The 15989-nt window shown below is 65.9% G+C and carries 14 protein-coding genes; all 14 read left to right on the forward strand.

The window, feature by feature from the left end; genetic code table 11:
• A partial coding sequence (locus U5A56_RS14295; protein ID WP_287780816.1) for a 4Fe-4S dicluster domain-containing protein occupies positions 1-140 on the forward strand: 140 nt, incomplete at its 5' end.
• Positions 141-188: 48 nt separating this feature from the next.
• Positions 189-1382, forward strand: a complete 1194-nt coding sequence (gene bktB, locus U5A56_RS14300; protein WP_044848466.1) for a beta-ketothiolase BktB — start codon at positions 189-191, stop codon at positions 1380-1382.
• 38 nt (positions 1383-1420) lie between these two features.
• Complete coding sequence (locus tag U5A56_RS14305) at positions 1421-2275, forward strand: 3-hydroxybutyryl-CoA dehydrogenase (protein ID WP_124485735.1); 855 nt, start codon at positions 1421-1423, stop codon at positions 2273-2275.
• A 549-nt stretch (positions 2276-2824) separates the two neighbouring features.
• The gene (locus tag U5A56_RS14310) at positions 2825-4114 is read left to right on the forward strand and encodes a quaternary amine ABC transporter ATP-binding protein (RefSeq protein ID WP_044848468.1); all 1290 of its coding nucleotides are present in this window, start codon (positions 2825-2827) and stop codon (positions 4112-4114) included.
• Positions 4111-4998, forward strand: a complete 888-nt coding sequence (locus U5A56_RS14315) for an ABC transporter permease (RefSeq protein WP_124521614.1) — start codon at positions 4111-4113, stop codon at positions 4996-4998. Before U5A56_RS14310 ends, U5A56_RS14315 begins: the two co-directional genes overlap by 4 nt.
• Before the next feature lie 153 nt (positions 4999-5151).
• Positions 5152-6033: a glycine betaine ABC transporter substrate-binding protein gene (locus tag U5A56_RS14320; RefSeq protein ID WP_124521615.1), complete on the forward strand. Its 882-nt coding sequence runs from the start codon at positions 5152-5154 to the stop codon at positions 6031-6033.
• A 137-nt stretch (positions 6034-6170) separates the two neighbouring features.
• Positions 6171-7496: a serine hydroxymethyltransferase gene (glyA, locus tag U5A56_RS14325; protein WP_321922946.1), complete on the forward strand. Its 1326-nt coding sequence runs from the start codon at positions 6171-6173 to the stop codon at positions 7494-7496.
• A gap of 162 nt (positions 7497-7658) precedes the next feature.
• Positions 7659-8546, forward strand: coding sequence for a dihydrodipicolinate synthase family protein (locus U5A56_RS14330; protein ID WP_321922948.1), 888 nt, complete (start codon positions 7659-7661; stop codon positions 8544-8546).
• Positions 8547-8552: 6 nt separating this feature from the next.
• Positions 8553-9884: an FAD-binding oxidoreductase gene (locus U5A56_RS14335; RefSeq protein ID WP_321922950.1), complete on the forward strand. Its 1332-nt coding sequence runs from the start codon at positions 8553-8555 to the stop codon at positions 9882-9884.
• A gap of 16 nt (positions 9885-9900) precedes the next feature.
• On the forward strand, positions 9901-11394 hold the full coding sequence (locus U5A56_RS14340) for an aldehyde dehydrogenase (protein WP_321922952.1): 1494 nt from the start codon (positions 9901-9903) through the stop codon (positions 11392-11394).
• 494 nt (positions 11395-11888) lie between these two features.
• The gene (locus U5A56_RS14345) at positions 11889-12890 is read left to right on the forward strand and encodes a LysR substrate-binding domain-containing protein (protein WP_044848475.1); all 1002 of its coding nucleotides are present in this window, start codon (positions 11889-11891) and stop codon (positions 12888-12890) included.
• Positions 12891-12920: 30 nt separating this feature from the next.
• Positions 12921-13850: a LysR substrate-binding domain-containing protein gene (locus U5A56_RS14350; protein WP_257774876.1), complete on the forward strand. Its 930-nt coding sequence runs from the start codon at positions 12921-12923 to the stop codon at positions 13848-13850.
• A 179-nt stretch (positions 13851-14029) separates the two neighbouring features.
• Positions 14030-15286 (forward strand): aromatic ring-hydroxylating dioxygenase subunit alpha, encoded by a 1257-nt coding sequence (locus U5A56_RS14355; protein WP_321922956.1) that lies wholly within the window; start codon positions 14030-14032, stop codon positions 15284-15286.
• Positions 15287-15700: 414 nt separating this feature from the next.
• Entirely contained in the window at positions 15701-15835 is a 135-nt protein-coding gene (locus tag U5A56_RS14360; RefSeq protein WP_260427395.1) for a hypothetical protein, read from the forward strand.
• The last annotated feature ends 154 nt before the right edge of the window (positions 15836-15989 follow it).

The following is a 15989-nucleotide window of genomic DNA, read 5'->3' on the forward strand; positions in this document are numbered from 1 at the left end:
TCGACGACGGCAGCGACCGCCTCGTGATCAACGCGCAGAACTGCGTGCACTGCAAGACCTGCGACATCAAGGACCCGACGCAGAACATCGTGTGGGTCACGCCGGAAGGCGGCGGCGGGCCGAATTACCCGAACATGTAACGCAACGCATCCCCGCGCCCGCGGGCGCGAACGAACCGGAGTGAGACGATGAGCAATGCAGCGAAGGAAGTCGTGGTGGTGAGCGGTGTCCGTACCGCGATCGGCGATTTCGGCGGGAGCCTGAAGGATTTCTCGCCGACCGATCTCGGCGCGAAGGTCGTGAGCGAAGTGCTGTCGCGCGCGAACGTGCCGGGCGATGCGGTCGGGCATGTCGTGTTCGGCCACGTCGTGAACACCGAGCCGAAGGACATGTATCTCGCGCGCGTCGCGGCGATCAACGGCGGCGTCGCGCAGCACACGCCGGCGCTGACCGTGAACCGCCTGTGCGGCTCCGGCCTGCAGGCGATCGTGTCGGCCGCGCAGACGATCATGCTCGGCGACGCCGACGTCGCGATCGGCGGTGGCTCGGAGAACATGAGCCGCGCGCCGTACACGGTGCCGGCCGCGCGCTTCGGCCAGCGCATGGGCGACGCAAAGCTCGTCGACATGATGCTCGGCGCGCTGCATGACCCGTTCCAGACGATCCACATGGGCGTGACCGCAGAGAACGTCGCCAAAAAGTACGGCATTTCGCGTGATGCGCAGGATGCGCTCGCGCTCGAATCGCATCGTCGCGCGGCGCGCGCGATCGCCGAAGGCCGCTTCAAGGACCAGATCCTGCCGATCTCGATCCGCACGAAGAAGGGCGAGGTCGCGTTCGACACCGACGAGCACGTGCGTCACGACGCCGGCCCGGACGACTTCACGAAGCTGAAGCCGGTGTTCGTGAAGGAGGACGGCACGGTGACGGCCGGCAACGCGTCGGGGATCAACGACGCGGCCGCCGCGGTGCTGATGATGAGCGCGGATGCCGCGCGCGCGCAGGGCGTGAAGCCGCTCGCGCGTCTCGTCGCGTACGCGCACGCGGGTGTGGATCCGGCGTACATGGGCATCGGCCCGGTGCCGGCCACGCAGAAGGCGCTCGAGCGCGCGGGCCTGAAGATCACCGATCTCGACGTGATCGAGGCGAACGAGGCGTTCGCCGCGCAGGCGTGCGCGGTCACGCAGGAGCTCGGCCTCGATCCGGCCAAGGTCAACCCGAACGGCTCGGGCATTTCGCTCGGTCACCCGATCGGCGCGACCGGCGCATTGATCACGGTCAAGGCGCTGTACGAGCTGAAGCGCATCGGCGGGCGTTACGCGCTCGTGACGATGTGTATCGGCGGCGGCCAGGGGATTGCGGCGATCTTCGAGAACATCTGATAATCGACCGCTCAGCACCCGAATACACAGGAATCGTCATGGCAATCGAAACCGTCGGCGTCGTGGGCGCCGGAACCATGGGCAACGGCATTGCGCAAACCGCGGCCGTTGCAGGACTCAACGTCGTGATGATCGACGTCAGCGACGCGGCGCTCGACAAGGGCGTCGCCGCGCTGAAGGGCAGCCTCGAGCGGCTCGTGTCGAAGGACAAGCTCGACGCCGGCGCACGCGACGCCGCGCTCGCGCGCATCACGACGTCGACCGACTACGCGAAGCTCGCCGCGGTGGACATCGTGATCGAAGCCGCGACCGAGAACGTCGAGCTGAAGAGCCGCATCCTGAAGCAGATCGAGTCGGTCGCGCGGCCCGACGCGATCATCGCGACCAACACGTCGTCGATCTCGATCACGTCGCTCGCGGCGCTGCTCGCCGATCCGTCGCGCTTCGTCGGCATGCACTTCTTCAACCCGGTGCCGCTGATGCCGCTCGTCGAGATCATCCGCGGGCTGCAGACGAGCGACGCGACCGCGTCGGCGGTGCGCGCGCTGACCGAGCGTTTCGACAAGTCGCCGATCGGCGTGCGCAACGCGCCGGGCTTCGTCGTGAACCGGATCCTCGTGCCGATGATCAACGAAGCGTTCTTCGTGCTGGCCGAGGGCATCGCGTCGGCCGAGGAGATCGACGCGGGGATGAAGCTCGGCGCGAACCATCCGATCGGGCCGCTCGCGCTGGCCGACCTCGTCGGGCTCGACGTGTGTCTCGCGGTGATGGACGTGTTCCTGAAGGACTTCGGCGACACGAAGTACCGTGCGTGCCCGCTGCTGCGCGAGATGGTGTCGGCAGGGCGGCTGGGGCGCAAGACGGGGCGTGGGGTGTACGACTACAGCAAGTAAGCGGCGCATCAGTGCCTCTTCGCGCGGCCGCCTTCGGGCGGCCGCGTGCTTTGCGCGACGCGCTTACGCGTCGAGCGCCGCGAGGTCCCGCGGCAAGGGACGCTTGAACATCGCGAGCATCTGCCGGGCCGCCCTGCCGAGAGCCGGCCCGACGGCCATGTGCGCCGTCGAATGCGCGTCTTCCTGGTAGTTTCCCTTAAGTCCCCTCGTCGGGATTTTCCCCTAGCGCACCCCTGCGCACGCCACGCACGCCGCCTCGGCGCAATTCTCGTCCAATCCCGCACAGCCGCACCGGCACTGGTTTTCACGTCATTCGCACGGTTTCGGGGCAGTCATGCCTTTTTGCCCGCATTCGATGCATTACCAAAGGTATGGAAAAGCGCACAGAAAATGTATCTGGAGCGACGAAATTGGATTGATACGCTGCAGTCACTGAATCAGCGCCGTCAACCACGCGAGCGCGGCATCGAGCTCCGGCAGCAAGCGGGCAATCGATGGCGACACGTGCGGAGTTCGCGGTTTCCGTTACCAGTTAGTCGGGATGACAGAATGGCCCCAAATCTGACGTTTGCACCGGGCGACGTACTTCCCCCCGGAGCAATCTCCACCGACGGTGCGCCGTCGATCGCCCGGTCGAGCATCGCGACCGGAACCGACATCCTGACCGTCAAGCACCTGTCGAAGATCTTCGGTCCGAAGCCCGAGCGTGCGATCGAGCTGATGAAGCGCGGCGTCGGGCGCAACGAGATCTTCGCCGAAACCGGCAACATGGTGGCGGTCGACGACGTGAGCCTGAGCGTGCGGGCCGGCGAGATCTTCGTGATCATGGGGCTGTCGGGCTCCGGCAAATCGACGCTGGTTCGTCTGCTCAACCGACTGATCGAACCGACGTCCGGGCAGGTCGTGCTCGAAGGCCGCGACATCGCACCGATGTCGACGCCGGAATTGCGCGACGTTCGACGCCGGAAGATGGCGATGGTGTTCCAGTCGTTCGCGCTGCTGCCGAACCGGACCGTGCTCGACAACATCGCGTACGGGCTCGAGGTCGCGGGAATCAAGAAGGCGCAGCGCTACGAGGTCGCGCGTGCCGCGCTGGAGCGCGTCGGGCTCGGGTCGTACGAGAAGCTGCTGCCGAGCGAGTTGTCCGGCGGCATGCAGCAGCGCGTGGGCCTTGCCCGCGCACTCGCGGTGAACCCGTCGGTCCTGCTGATGGACGAGGCTTTCTCCGCACTTGATCCGCTGATCCGCTTCGAAATGCAGAACGAGCTGCTGCGCCTGCAGAAGGAAGAGCAGCGCACGATCGTGTTCATCTCCCACGATATCGAGGAGGCGGTGAAGATCGGCGGCCGCATCGGCATCATGAAGGACGGCTGCCTGATCCAGGTGGGCACGCCGGCCGAACTGATCCAGACACCGGCGGATGCCTACGTGCAGGACTTCTTCCGCAATGTCGACGTATCGCGCTTCCTGAAGGCGTCGAGCCTGCTGACGAAGATCGAGCGCGGGCTGATTCAGTGCGACGCGGGCACGTCGTCCGACCGCTACCTGAACCGGTTGATCGACAGCGGCGCGGAATGCGGCTACGTGTGCGACGAGGCCGGCCATTACCTCGGCTGCGTGACGGCCGCCACACTGCACCGGTCCGGTGTCCGGCCGATTCGCGAGGCATTCCTGCCCGACTTCCATGCGGTGTCGATCGATACGGATCTGCATCGGCTCGCGTCGATCGCGCTGACCCGGCAGCACGACGTGCCGGTGACGGACGCGGCGGGACAACTGGCGGGCGTCGTGTCCTGCCGGACGATACTCAAGCAGATGATGCAACGGAGGGCAGCATGAACGCGTCGGTGATCGGGAAGTTCGCGGAAGACTTCGTCAACTTTCTGTTTCTGCATTTCCGCGGTGGTTTCGACACGTTTTCGGCTGGGCTCGGCGCGGTCGTGAAGCTGCTCGAAGACGGTCTCGCCGCCGTGCCGTTCATCGCGATGGTCGTGATCATGGTGGGGCTCGCGCTGTGGCGCCGCGGCATCGTGTTCTCGATCTTCGTCGGCCTCGCGCTGCTCGTCATCCATTACATGGGCTTGTGGGCACAGACGGTATCGACGCTCGCGCTCGTTACCGCGGCGACCTTCTTCAGCCTCGTGATCGGCGTCCCGCTGGGGATCTGGGGCGCGCGCAACAACCGGATCGGCATGATCCTGCGCTCGCTGCTCGACTTCATGCAGACGATGCCCGCGTTCGTGTACCTGATCCCGGCCGTGATCCTGTTCGGGCTCGGACGCGTGCCGGCGGTGATCGCGACGATCGTGTTCGCGATGCCGCCCGTCGTGCGGCTGACGACGCTCGGCATCCGGCAGGTCCGCGAGGAACTGATCGAAGCCGGCCGCTCGTTCGGCAGCACCGACTGGCAGCTGCTGTGGAAGATCCAGTTGCCGAACGCGCTGCCGTCGATCATGGCCGGCGTGAACCAGACGATCATGATGGCGCTGTCGATGGTGGTGGTCGCGTCGATGATCGGCGCGGGCGGCCTCGGCGAATACGTGCTGAGCGGCATTCAGCGTCTCGACATCGGGATCGGCTTCGAAGGCGGGCTAGGCGTCGTGCTGCTCGCGATCGTGCTGGATCGCCTGACGGAGAGCTTCGGCGTGAAGGCGAAGAAGAAGGCGAAGAAGCCGATCGTGCGTGCCGGCAAGGCCGGCCCGCGTGGCGCGGCACGCACCTGACGAACAGGGCGGTCGAAGGCATTTGAAGGACGATGAAGCGTCGCGGCCACGGTGCCGAGGCGGAACCGGTGTAGCAGTGCGTGGAGACCGGAAACGCCGATCGAAGGCGTTCCTCACCCTTGAAAGACTCGCGTGATTAAAAAGGAGTACTAGATGAATACCCATACGTTCAAGTCGCTTCTGGCGAAACTTGCGGTATCGACGGTGGTGGCCTGCAGTGCAGGTGTGGGCGCGGCATCGGCGGCCGAGCCGGTCAAGATCGCGGTGACCAACTGGGCGGACGTGCTCGCGGTGGCGAACGTCGCGAAGTACGTGCTCGAGACGCAACTCAAGCAACCGGTGCAGTTCGTCCAGGCCGACATCGGCATCCAGTACCAGGGTGTCGCGCGTGGCGATCTCGACATCATGGTCGGGGGCTGGCTGCCGGTCACGCACGGGACCTACTACGCGAAGTACAAGAACGACCTGGACGACGTCGGCATCATCTACACCGGCGGCAAGAATGGCTGGGCGGTGCCAACCTACATTCCGGAATCGGAGCTGTCGTCGATCGCCGACCTGAGCAAGCCGGAAGTCAAGAGCAAGCTGAACGGCACGATCCAGGGCATCGAGCCGGGCGGCGGCCTGATGCAGGCATCCGAGAAGACCATCAAGGCGTACAACCTGGACGGCTACAACCTCCAGGCGTCGAGCGAGGCCGGCATGCTGGCGAGCGTGTCGCGTGCGTACCAGTCGAAGCAGTGGATCGTCGCAACGGTCTGGAGTCCGCACTGGCTGTTCCAGAAGTGGCAGATGCGTTACCTGAAGGATCCGAAGGGCACGCTGGGAGGCGAAGAGCAGATTCATGCGTTCGCGTCGAAGAAGTTCGCGGGCAAGTTCCCGCGCGCCGACGTGTTCTTCAAGCACCTGAAGCTGACGCTGGCCGACGTCGAGGCGATCGAGTTCGAGGGGAACAGCACGAACGACTACGCGAGCGCCGCGAAGAAGTTCGTCGATGCACACCCGGAGAAGCTCAAGGCCTGGCTGCAGCAGTAAAGCCGCGCCCCGGTGGCGCAGACGATGCGATCGGCGTCGTCCGCGCTCACCGGCGGGGCGTATCGCCCGAAGCCGATGGCCCGAGCCGTAACGATCGCGCCGGCCTCGCGATGTGCGGTACGCGCGGTCCATGCAGCATGTCACGAATCGCGTCGCGGAGTCAGCAAGTGAACGAGAACGCCCGCTTTTTTTCCGAAACGCTTCAGAGCCGGGATCCGGTGATCGCGTCGGAGATCGCGCTGGAGCTGCGTCGCCAGCAAACCCAGATCGAACTGATCGCATCTGAAAACATCGCGTCGGCGGCGGTGCTGGAAGCACAGGGCACCGTGCTGACGAACAAGTACGCGGAAGGCTATCCGTCGCGGCGGTACTACGGCGGTTGCGACCATGTCGACCGGATCGAGGCGCTCGCAATCGATCGCGCGTGCGCGCTGTTCGACGCGAGCCACGCCAACGTCCAGCCGCATTCGGGCGCGCAGGCCAACGGCGCGGTGATGCTCGCGCTCGTCAAGCCGGGCGACACGGTGATGGGCATGTCGCTCGATGCGGGCGGCCACCTCACGCACGGCGCGCGGCCCGCGCTGTCGGGGAAGTGGTTCAACGCGGTGCAGTACGGCGTGAACCGCGACACGCTGCGCATCGATTACGACGACGTGCGCCGGCTCGCCGAGCGGCATCGCCCGAAGCTGATCATCGCCGGTTACTCCGCGTATCCGCGGGCGCTCGACTTCGCCGCGTTTCGCGAGATCGCCGACAGCGTCGATGCGAAGCTGATGGTCGACATGGCGCACATCGCGGGCATCGTCGCGGCCGGTCGGCATCAGAATCCGGTGCCGTTCGCCGACGTGGTGACGTCCACCACGCACAAGACGCTGCGCGGCCCGCGCGGCGGCTTCATCCTGACGAACCACGCCGAGGTCGCGAAGCAGATCGATTCGGCGGTGTTTCCGGGGTTGCAGGGCGGGCCGCTGATGCATGTCGTCGCCGGCAAGGCAGTGGCCTTTGCGGAAGCGCTTCGGCCGGAATTCACCCGCTATATCGAGCAGATGTTGCGCAACGCGCAGGCGCTCGCGCGCGTGCTGACGGCCGGCGGCCTGACGCTCGTCACGGGCGGCACCGACAACCACCTGCTGCTGGTCGACCTGCGCGCCCGGCGCATCGCCGGCGCGCAGGCCGAGAAGGCACTGGAGCGCGCGGGCATCACCTGCAACAAGAACGGGGTTCCGTTCGATACGGAAAACCCGACCGTCACGTCCGGCATCCGGCTCGGTACGCCGGCCGGCACCACGCGCGGCTTCGGAACCGCGCAGTTCGAGCAGATCGGCGAATTGATCCTGGCAGTGCTGGCTGAGCTCGAGCGCGATCCGAACGGCGACGAAGCGGTCGAGCGGTCGGTACGGACCCGCGTGCGCGACCTGTGCAGCCAGTTTCCCGTCTATGCGCACGCGGAGGCGTTCGCCTGATCCGGGAACCGGTCTGAACCTCGAACATCGTTCGGATCACGTAGTGAATCGATCGGCGTCGCTGCGCGTATGCAGCGACATACCGACGACGTTGTGTCGAATTGCCGGTTTCCTGCCTGACGGGCGGGAACCTGGTGCAACCACTTGATTGAGGAATCGAAAATGAGCTTCGAGGGCGTACACACTCCGCTGGTCACCCCGTTCGACGCGGACGGCGAAATCAACCACGAACTGCTGGGCCGGCATGCGGCCGATCTTGCGGGCCGGGTATCCGGCCTGGGCATCGGCGGGACGACGGGCGAATACTACGCATTGAGCTTCGACGAGCGCGTGCGCACGTTCGACACGGTCGCCGCCGCGGCCGGCGGCAAGACGTTCCTGACCGCGGGCATCAACGCGACCACGACGAAGGAGGTGCTGCGCCTCGGCCGTGAAGCGAAGCGCGCGGGGCTGAACGCGTTGCTCGTGGCGGCGCCGTACTACGCGCAGCCGACCCAGCAGGAACTGCTCGCGCACCTGCTCGCGGTCGACGACGCGCTCGACATGCCGATCATGCTGTACAACTTCCCGGCCCGCACGGGCACCGAAATCGGCGACGACATTCTCGAGACGCTGCTCGAGCGCAAGAACTTCGTCGCGATGAAGGAAAGCACCGGCGACATCGCGCATCTGCATCACCTGTCGACGCATTTCAGCGGCCGGCTCGTGCTGAGCTGCGGGATGGACGATCAGGCGCTCGAGTTCTTCGCGTGGGGCGCGCGCAGCTGGGTCGGCGGCGCATCGAACTTCCTGCCGGAAGCGCACACCGACCTGTTCGACGCATGCGTGAAGCGCGGCGATTTCGCGACCGGTCGCACGCTGATGGCCCGACTGCTGCCGGTGCTCGAACTGCTCGAGCGCAGCGGCAAGTTCATTCAGTACGTGCGCTACGGCTGCGAGCTGGCCGGGCTGCCGGTCGGCGTCGCGCGCGCGCCGCTCGGGGCGTTGTCGGGCGACGAGCGCGACGCGTTCGCGAAGCTCGTCAAGCCGCTGCTGCGCGACGGCCGGTAATCCGTCATGGGCTCGACTCTGGAATTCGCGCGGTTTCCGGCGCCGGACGGGATGAACGGGTGGTGGGAGAGTCTTCCGCCCGCACCGGACGCCAATACCGTCAAGTCGGACAGCCGGTTCGACTGGGTCGTCGTCGGCGGCGGCATCACCGGGCTTTGTGCCGCGCGCCGGCTGGCGGAGCTCGCACCCGGTGCGTCCATCGCGCTCGTGGAGGCCGACCGGATCGGCCGCACCACGTCCGGGCGCAATTCCGGATTCTTCGTCGACCTGCCGCACGACATCAGCAGCGAAAGCTACTCGCGCAGCATCGACGAGGATCGTGCGGACGTGCGGTTTCAGCGGCACGGCATCGACTATGTGCGCGAGATCGTGCGGCGTTTCGGCATCGACTGCGACTGGCGCGACGACGGCAAATTCCACGCGTCGGTCAACCGGAAGGGCGCGGCCGCGCTCGCGCATTTCGCCGACGGGCTGTCGCGCATCGGCGAAGCATTCGAATGGCTCGATCAGCCGGCGATCCAGGCCGTGACCGGCACCGGGTTCTACACGGGCGCGCTGTTCACGCCGGGCTGCAGCACCGTGCAGCCGGCGGCGCTGATGCGCGGGCTGGCGGCGACGCAACCGGCGAACGTGACGGTGCTCGAGCTCAGCCCGGTGAAGCGGATCGAACCGCGCGGCGACACGCGCGTACTGCATTTCGCCGGCGGCACGATCGTCGCGAAGCAGGTGATCCTGTGCACCAACGCATACGCGGCGACCTTCGGCATGCATTCGAACGGTTTGCTGCCGGTCTATACGTTCGCGTCGCTCACGCGCCCGATGAACCCCGACGAAGTGGCGAGACTCGGCGGCACGCGCTCGTGGGCGCTGATTCCGGCCGATCCGATGGGCACGACGGTGCGGCGCCTGGTCACCGATCGCATTTGCGTGCGCAACCATTTCGCGTTCCGGCCGGACGTGAAGCTGTCGCAGGCCGATCTCGCGAAATCGCGGCATCTGCATCAGCGCTCGTTCGAGCGCCGCTTCCCGATGCTCGGCGGCGTCGAGCTCGAATATACGTGGGGCGGGCCGCTGTGCCTGTCCTCGAACAACGGTGCGCTGTTCGGCAGGCGCGACGACGGCCTCTACGAGGCGATCGGCTGCAACGGCCTCGGGCTGAGCCGCGGGTCGGCCTCCGGCAAGCTGATCGCCGAATACGCGCTCGGCGAATCGAACAGCCTCGTGCAGCAGTTGCTGAAGCAGCCGCATCCGCGTCCGCTGCCGGTTCGGCCGCTCGTCGACCTGGCCGTGTCGGCGACGATCTGGGCCAAGGAATTCTCGGCTGGTGCCGAGCTTTGATTTTTGAGGAAACGACATGACGACCCATCAGGATTGGAAACAGAAGGCGAACGCGTTGTCGCTCGACGGTCGCGCGTTCATCGCGGGCGAGCGCAGCGCGGCGGCGTCGGGCGAGACGTTCGCGACGCTCAACCCGGCGTCCGGCAAGGTGCTTGCCGAAGTGGCGCGCTGTAGCGACCGCGACGTCGATCGCGCGGTCGCGGCCGCGCGCGAAGCGTTCGAGTCGGGCGTCTGGTCGAAGGCCGCACCCGCGCATCGCAAGGCGGTGCTGCTGCGCGTCGCGCAGCTGATCGACGAGCACGCGGAGGAACTCGCGCTGCTCGAGGCGCTGGAAGCCGGCAAGCCGATCGGCGAATGCCTGGGGCTCGACATTCCCGAGTCGGCCGCGTGCATCCGCTGGCATGCGGAAGTGACGGACAAGCGCTACGACGCGTTGTCGCCGTCCGGTGCGGGTGTCGTGAGCATGATCACGCGCGAGCCGATCGGCGTCGTCGGCGCGGTGCTGCCGTGGAATTTCCCGGCGCTGATGCTCGCATGGAAAATCGGCCCCGCGCTGTCGGTGGGCAACAGCGTGGTCGTGAAGCCGGCCGAGCAGACGTCGCTGTCGACGCTGCGCATCGCCGATCTCGCGATGGAAGCCGGCGTGCCGCCGGGCGTGTTCAGCGTCGTCACGGGGTTCGGCGCCGAGGCCGGCGAGGCGATCGGCCGGCATCCGGACGTCGATCTCGTCGCGTTCACCGGTTCGACCGCCACCGGCAAGCGGTTCCTGCACTACTCGGCCGATACGAACCTGAAGCGCGTCGTGCTCGAGTGCGGCGGCAAGAATCCGCAGGTCATCCTGCCGGACGTCGCGAACCTCGACGCGGTGGCCGAGCAGGCAGTTGCGGCCGCGTTCTGGAACATGGGCGAGAACTGCAGCGCCGGCTCGCGGATCCTCGTTCCGTCGAGCCGCAAGGCGGAACTGCTGGAGAAGGTCCAGGCGGTGCTCGCCGGCTGGAAGACCGGCGATCCGCTCGATCCGGACGTGAAGCTCGGCGCGCTGATCGAACAGAAGCATTACGAGAAGGTGCTCGGCCATATCGAACAGGCGAAGGCGGAAGGCGCGCGCGTGGTATGCGGCGGGCGCGCGATCCTCGCGGAGACGGGCGGCTGGTTCGTCGAGCCGACGATCTTCGATCAGGTGACGCCGGAGATGCGCATCGCGCGCGACGAGGTGTTCGGGCCGGTCGTGTGCTTCATCGAATACGACGACGTCGACGACGCGGTGCGGATCGCGAACGATACGTGCTACGGGCTGGCCGCGTCGCTGTGGACCGACAACGTGAACAGCGCGCACAAGGTCGCCGCGCGGATTCGTGCGGGGACGGTCACGGTGAACTGCTTCGGCGAAGGCGACCTGTCGACGCCGTTCGGCGGCTTCAAGCAGTCGGGGTTCGGCGGCCGCGACAAGTCCGTGTACGCACACGATCAATATTGCGAGTTGAAGACCACCTGGTTGAAGCTCGACTAAGTGGGGCGCGCCGCGCACGCTGCACCCCGGGGCCGCGCGGCCCAGGCTGCAGGTTGCGGCGAAACCGTTTCAGCGGCTTGTCGAGCCGCCGATCGGCTGCGATGTTGTCCTGCACCATGTCGCGCGAGTATGGCCAGCGGCCGCTCGGCCGGCGAGAATGGCGCACGCGGCGCGTGACAGAACGAACGACGCTACGCCGCGTCGGCATCGCGTATGGTGCGCTGCGCCCCCGCGCCACGCAGTGGCCTGGCGCGGGGGCGGATGGGCGGCACCACCGTGCGCCTTGCCGTCTCCATCATCGCTTCCGATAATGGCGACGCAGTGCACAATCGATCAAGAATGACGTCATCGCGACGCCGCCCGGCCGACTCGCAAGCCGTAATATTCAGATAATCGAAAGGTTTGCGATGAGCCTGCTCGCAGGCAGCCGATGGGGACTGCCGTCGACGAATGCGCCGACGCTGCGTCCGACCTCCGTTTTGAGAGTGAAAGCCATGTTGAAGAAGCAATTGTTTGCAGACCGACTCCTCGCGCAGATGCCGTCGCTTCGGGCGCTGCGGTGTTTCGTGACGGCGGCGCGCTACGAGAGCTTCACCCAGGCGGCCGAGGTGCTGTGCGTGACGCAGGCCGCGATCAGCCGGCAGATCAAGGAACTCGAGGATTCGCTCGACGTCGCTCTGTTCGAGCGCACCGGCCGGCATATCGCGCTGACGGATGCGGGGCGCGTCCTCTACAACGCGTCGTACCTGTCGATCATGAACATCGCCGAGGCGGCGGAGGCGGTGCGCCGCACCGACAGGCACGCGCTGATGATCTGCGTGTCGCATACGTTCTCGGCGCTCTGGCTGTCGTCGCGGCTGCCCGCGTTTCGCGAGCGGTTTCCGGATATCCGGCTGAACGTGATCGTCACCGAACACTTCATGGAACTCGACGGGCTCATCGAGCCCGATGTGATCATCACGAAGAACCCGCCGCGCGAGCCCGAGTTCGAAGCCGAGCCGCTGTTTCACGATATCGTGTATCCGGTTTGCAGCCCGTCCTTTCACGAACGCCATTTTCGCGGCCGGTCGCTGAAGCCGCTGGACCTGCTGTCGTGCCCGACCCTGAACCTGTCGATGCTCGGCCGCGCGCAGGTGTGCGAGCACGTCGACTGGCGCGTGTGGCGCAACTGGTTCCAGCAAGGCGACGGTACCGACACGCTGACCGAGAACAAGTATCTGGAAAGCAACGACTACCGGTTGCTCGTCGCCCAGGCCGAGGCCGGCGAGGGGACGCTGCTGGGCTGGCATCACCTCGTGCACCGGCAGATCGAGCAAGGCACCCTGGTGCGTCCGGTACAGGACGTGCTGGTGTTCCGCGATCGCCATCACTATCTGATCACGCACCGGAATGCCCAGCCGCGCGAGGAATACCGGCTGTTCCGGAAGTGGCTGGGCGACGAGGTCGGCGTGATGATGCGCGGCTGGCTAGATGCCGGGGTCGAGATCGGTCAATAGCACGCTGCCCCCGCACCACGCGTTCGTCAGATGAAACCTGCGTCCGCAACCCCCAAAGGCTATCGCCGTCTGATCCCGTCCGTGACGGCGCTCGTCGAGTTCGAGGCGGTCGCCCGCCTCGGCAGCTTCACGCTGGCCGCGCACGAACTCGGCGTCACGCAGGCCGCGGTGAGCCGGCAGATCAAGTTCCTCGAGGACCTGCTCGGCACGCGCCTGTTCCATCGGCTGCATCGCTCGATCGAACTGACCGACGAGGGTGCGGCGCTGTACCGGGTGATGGCCGAGTCGATGCAGAAGATCGCCGGCGTGTTCGACCGTCTGACGAGCGGCCCGATCCGGCAGGAACTCGTCCTCGCGGCGACCTCCGCGTTCTCGCATTTCCGGCTGCTGCCGCGGCTCGCCGCGCTGAAGGCCGCGCAGCCCGAGTTGCAGTTGCGTCTCGCGACGCTGATGTTCACCGCCGATCTGCGCCACAACGAAATCGACATCGCGGTGCGCTACGGGAACGGTCGCTGGGCCGACGGCACCGCGATCCGCCTGTTCGACGAAGAAGTCTTTCCCGTCTGCTCGCCGGCCTGGCTGCGGCAGCACGGCGCGCCGGAATCGCTGGCGGAACTCGCCGCCGTCGCGCTGGTGGAGTCCGATTCGACGTCCGAGGGCTGGATGGGGTGGGAGGCGTGGTTCCATGCCGCCGGCTTCCGGCCCGACCGGTTGAATTACGCGCTGCGCTGCAGCTTATATACCGATGCGATCGATGCCGCCCGCTATGGTCATGGTGTCGCGCTCGGCTGGGGGCGGCTCGTCCACGACCTGCTCGACGCCGGGGAACTGGTGCGGTTGCCGGTGGCGTCCTTGCAGATGACGGACGCCTACTACATCGTGGTGCCGCACGGGAAGACGATCACGCCGGCGATCGACGGCCTCGTCGACTGGCTGCGCGCGGACGTCAGGCAGGACTGACGCAGGCACGCCGGCAGACTTTCGCGGCGATTTTCGCTCTGTCCGCTTCGCATGATCCCAGGTAATACCAGAACGAAAATAAAGCGCGTTGACGCTCTTTTTCATCGATCCAATACTGAAATCGACGCGGAACATTCGAAGCCGCGCGATTTCACGAACCTTGGGATTGGAGAAAGACGATGTCCGAAGTGCAAGTCAAGGCGCACGGCGACCTGATCCGCAGCCGCCAACCGGGCCACGGGATGCCCGGTGAACTGTTCGGCCGTCAGGACGTCTTCGAAACGGATGTCGAGATCTTCTTCCGGAAGCACTGGATCCTGGTTGGCGTGACGGCCGACGTTCCGGAGCCCGGCGACGTGTCGACCGTCGACATCGGCAAGTCGTCGATCTTCATCGTGCGCGACGACGACGAGAACGTCCGAACCTACCGGAACGTGTGCCGTCACCGTGGCGCGCGCCTGAAGGAGGCGGGGAAGTCGACCGTTGGAATGCTCGTGTGTCCTTATCATCAATGGACGTACGACCTCGATGGCACGCTGCGCCACGCGACGCACATGGGCAAGGATTTCGACACGACCTGCGGCAGCCTGATTCCGGTGAAGACGCGCATCATCGGCACGCACATCTTCGTGTGCCTCGACGACGATGCACCCGAGGACATCACGAAGCTCGAGGACACGATGGCGCCGCGCTTCGCGCCGTACGACCTGCGGCATACAAAGATCGCGTTCGAGCAGGAGATCGTCGAGCACGGCAACTGGAAGCTGGTGATCGAGAACAACCGCGAGTGCTATCACTGCGCGGGCACCCATCCCGAGCTGACCGCGTCGTTCCTGCCCGAGGATTTTGGCTTCTGCCCGGAAAACCTCACGGACGAACAGCTTCGGGCGTTCGAGGAATACCAGGCGCGCAACGCCAGCTGCCAGGCGAACTGGGCGCGCGAAGGCTTCCTCGGCTCGGCCGTCGAATGGCTCGATGAGGATGCCGTCACGCAGTTCAGGACGCAGCAGCTCGTGATCGCCGGCGCGGGCGAATCGCAGACGATCAGCACGAAGGTGGCGAGCACGAAGCTGTTCGGCGACCTGCAACGGCGCGATCTCGGCGATACGCATCTGTGGACGCACAATTCGTGGACCCACGTGATGAGCGATCACGCGGTGATTTCGTACATCATCCCGCTCGCACCGGACAAGACGCTCGTGCGCACGAAATGGCTCGTCCATGCCGACGCGGTCGAGGGCGTCGATTACACGCTGTCGGATCTGACCGAGGTATGGGTCGCGACGAATACGCAGGACAAGCACCTCGTCGAGATCACGCACGCGGGCACCCAGGATCCTGCGTATGCGCCGGGCGTGTTCTCGCCGTTCACCGAGGCTTACGTCGACCGGTTCTCGCGCTGGTACGGCGCGCGGTTGAGCGCGCACGGGATCTGATGGAGGTGAGACGCGTCGGGAGGGCGATTTCGGATCCTTTCTCAGCGGTGTGCGATGCCGGCCCGATTGACGTTGACTTCTCCTGGCCCATCGGTCCGCTCGGCTGACCGGTCCCGGCTGGCGGGATTTCAGAATTGAAACTTCGATTCCATATCTGAGCCGGTACGAGGCCGGCCTGCGCGCCCGAGCCCCATCCATCAACGCCGCCCGTTCGATATTCGATGTGGCCTGCTTTTTGCCTTTACGAGACGACATGCTCGATGTGCTCTCGTCCGACCGTTCTTTCCTGACGAAACGAACCGCACAGTTCGAGGCGACCCGCTTTTCAATCGTAAGGTGAATGCAATGACTGGCTACGGCAAACGAAACACGGTTTCCGGGAACGATGCGCGTCGCGTTGCGCGCGAACGCGCGGTGGAAGCAGATCGATCCGCGACGACGCGCGAATCGTCCGGTGAACGCCGCCGCGATACGAACTGGGCGTGGGCAAAGGGAACGGCCGGCTACGACTGGATGGATCACGCACCGCTGTTCGATCACCGCGATTGATCCTGTCGCGAGCGCGGTTCATGCCACGGGCTCGCCGTGGTTCGATCGACGACCGGACCGGCCGGCGAGCCCGTCCCTTATTTCCGGTTGGTCGGCTGGATGCTATTCGTCGTCGCGATGTCGATAGCGGCTATCCGGCGATCTGGCGAACATG

It is taken from the genome of Burkholderia sp. BCC1998, from assembly GCF_905339875.1.
Taxonomy (GTDB): Bacteria; Pseudomonadota; Gammaproteobacteria; order Burkholderiales; family Burkholderiaceae; genus Burkholderia.

Excerpts from the sequence above, each read along its gene's own strand:
- bktB (WP_044848466.1), top strand. The coding sequence starts at position 189 with ATGAGCAATGCAGCGAAGGAAGTCGTGGTGGTGAGCGGTGTCCGTACC.
- U5A56_RS14305 (WP_124485735.1), top strand. The coding sequence starts at position 1,421 with ATGGCAATCGAAACCGTCGGCGTCGTGGGCGCCGGAACCATGGGCAAC.
- U5A56_RS14310 (WP_044848468.1), top strand. The coding sequence starts at position 2,825 with ATGGCCCCAAATCTGACGTTTGCACCGGGCGACGTACTTCCCCCCGGA.
- U5A56_RS14315 (WP_124521614.1), top strand. The coding sequence starts at position 4,111 with ATGAACGCGTCGGTGATCGGGAAGTTCGCGGAAGACTTCGTCAACTTT.
- U5A56_RS14320 (WP_124521615.1), top strand. The coding sequence starts at position 5,152 with ATGAATACCCATACGTTCAAGTCGCTTCTGGCGAAACTTGCGGTATCG.
- glyA (WP_321922946.1), top strand. The coding sequence starts at position 6,171 with ATGTCACGAATCGCGTCGCGGAGTCAGCAAGTGAACGAGAACGCCCGC.
- U5A56_RS14330 (WP_321922948.1), top strand. The coding sequence starts at position 7,659 with ATGAGCTTCGAGGGCGTACACACTCCGCTGGTCACCCCGTTCGACGCG.
- U5A56_RS14335 (WP_321922950.1), top strand. The coding sequence starts at position 8,553 with ATGGGCTCGACTCTGGAATTCGCGCGGTTTCCGGCGCCGGACGGGATG.
- U5A56_RS14340 (WP_321922952.1), top strand. The coding sequence starts at position 9,901 with ATGACGACCCATCAGGATTGGAAACAGAAGGCGAACGCGTTGTCGCTC.
- U5A56_RS14345 (WP_044848475.1), top strand. The coding sequence starts at position 11,889 with ATGTTGAAGAAGCAATTGTTTGCAGACCGACTCCTCGCGCAGATGCCG.
- U5A56_RS14350 (WP_257774876.1), top strand. The coding sequence starts at position 12,921 with ATGAAACCTGCGTCCGCAACCCCCAAAGGCTATCGCCGTCTGATCCCG.
- U5A56_RS14355 (WP_321922956.1), top strand. The coding sequence starts at position 14,030 with ATGTCCGAAGTGCAAGTCAAGGCGCACGGCGACCTGATCCGCAGCCGC.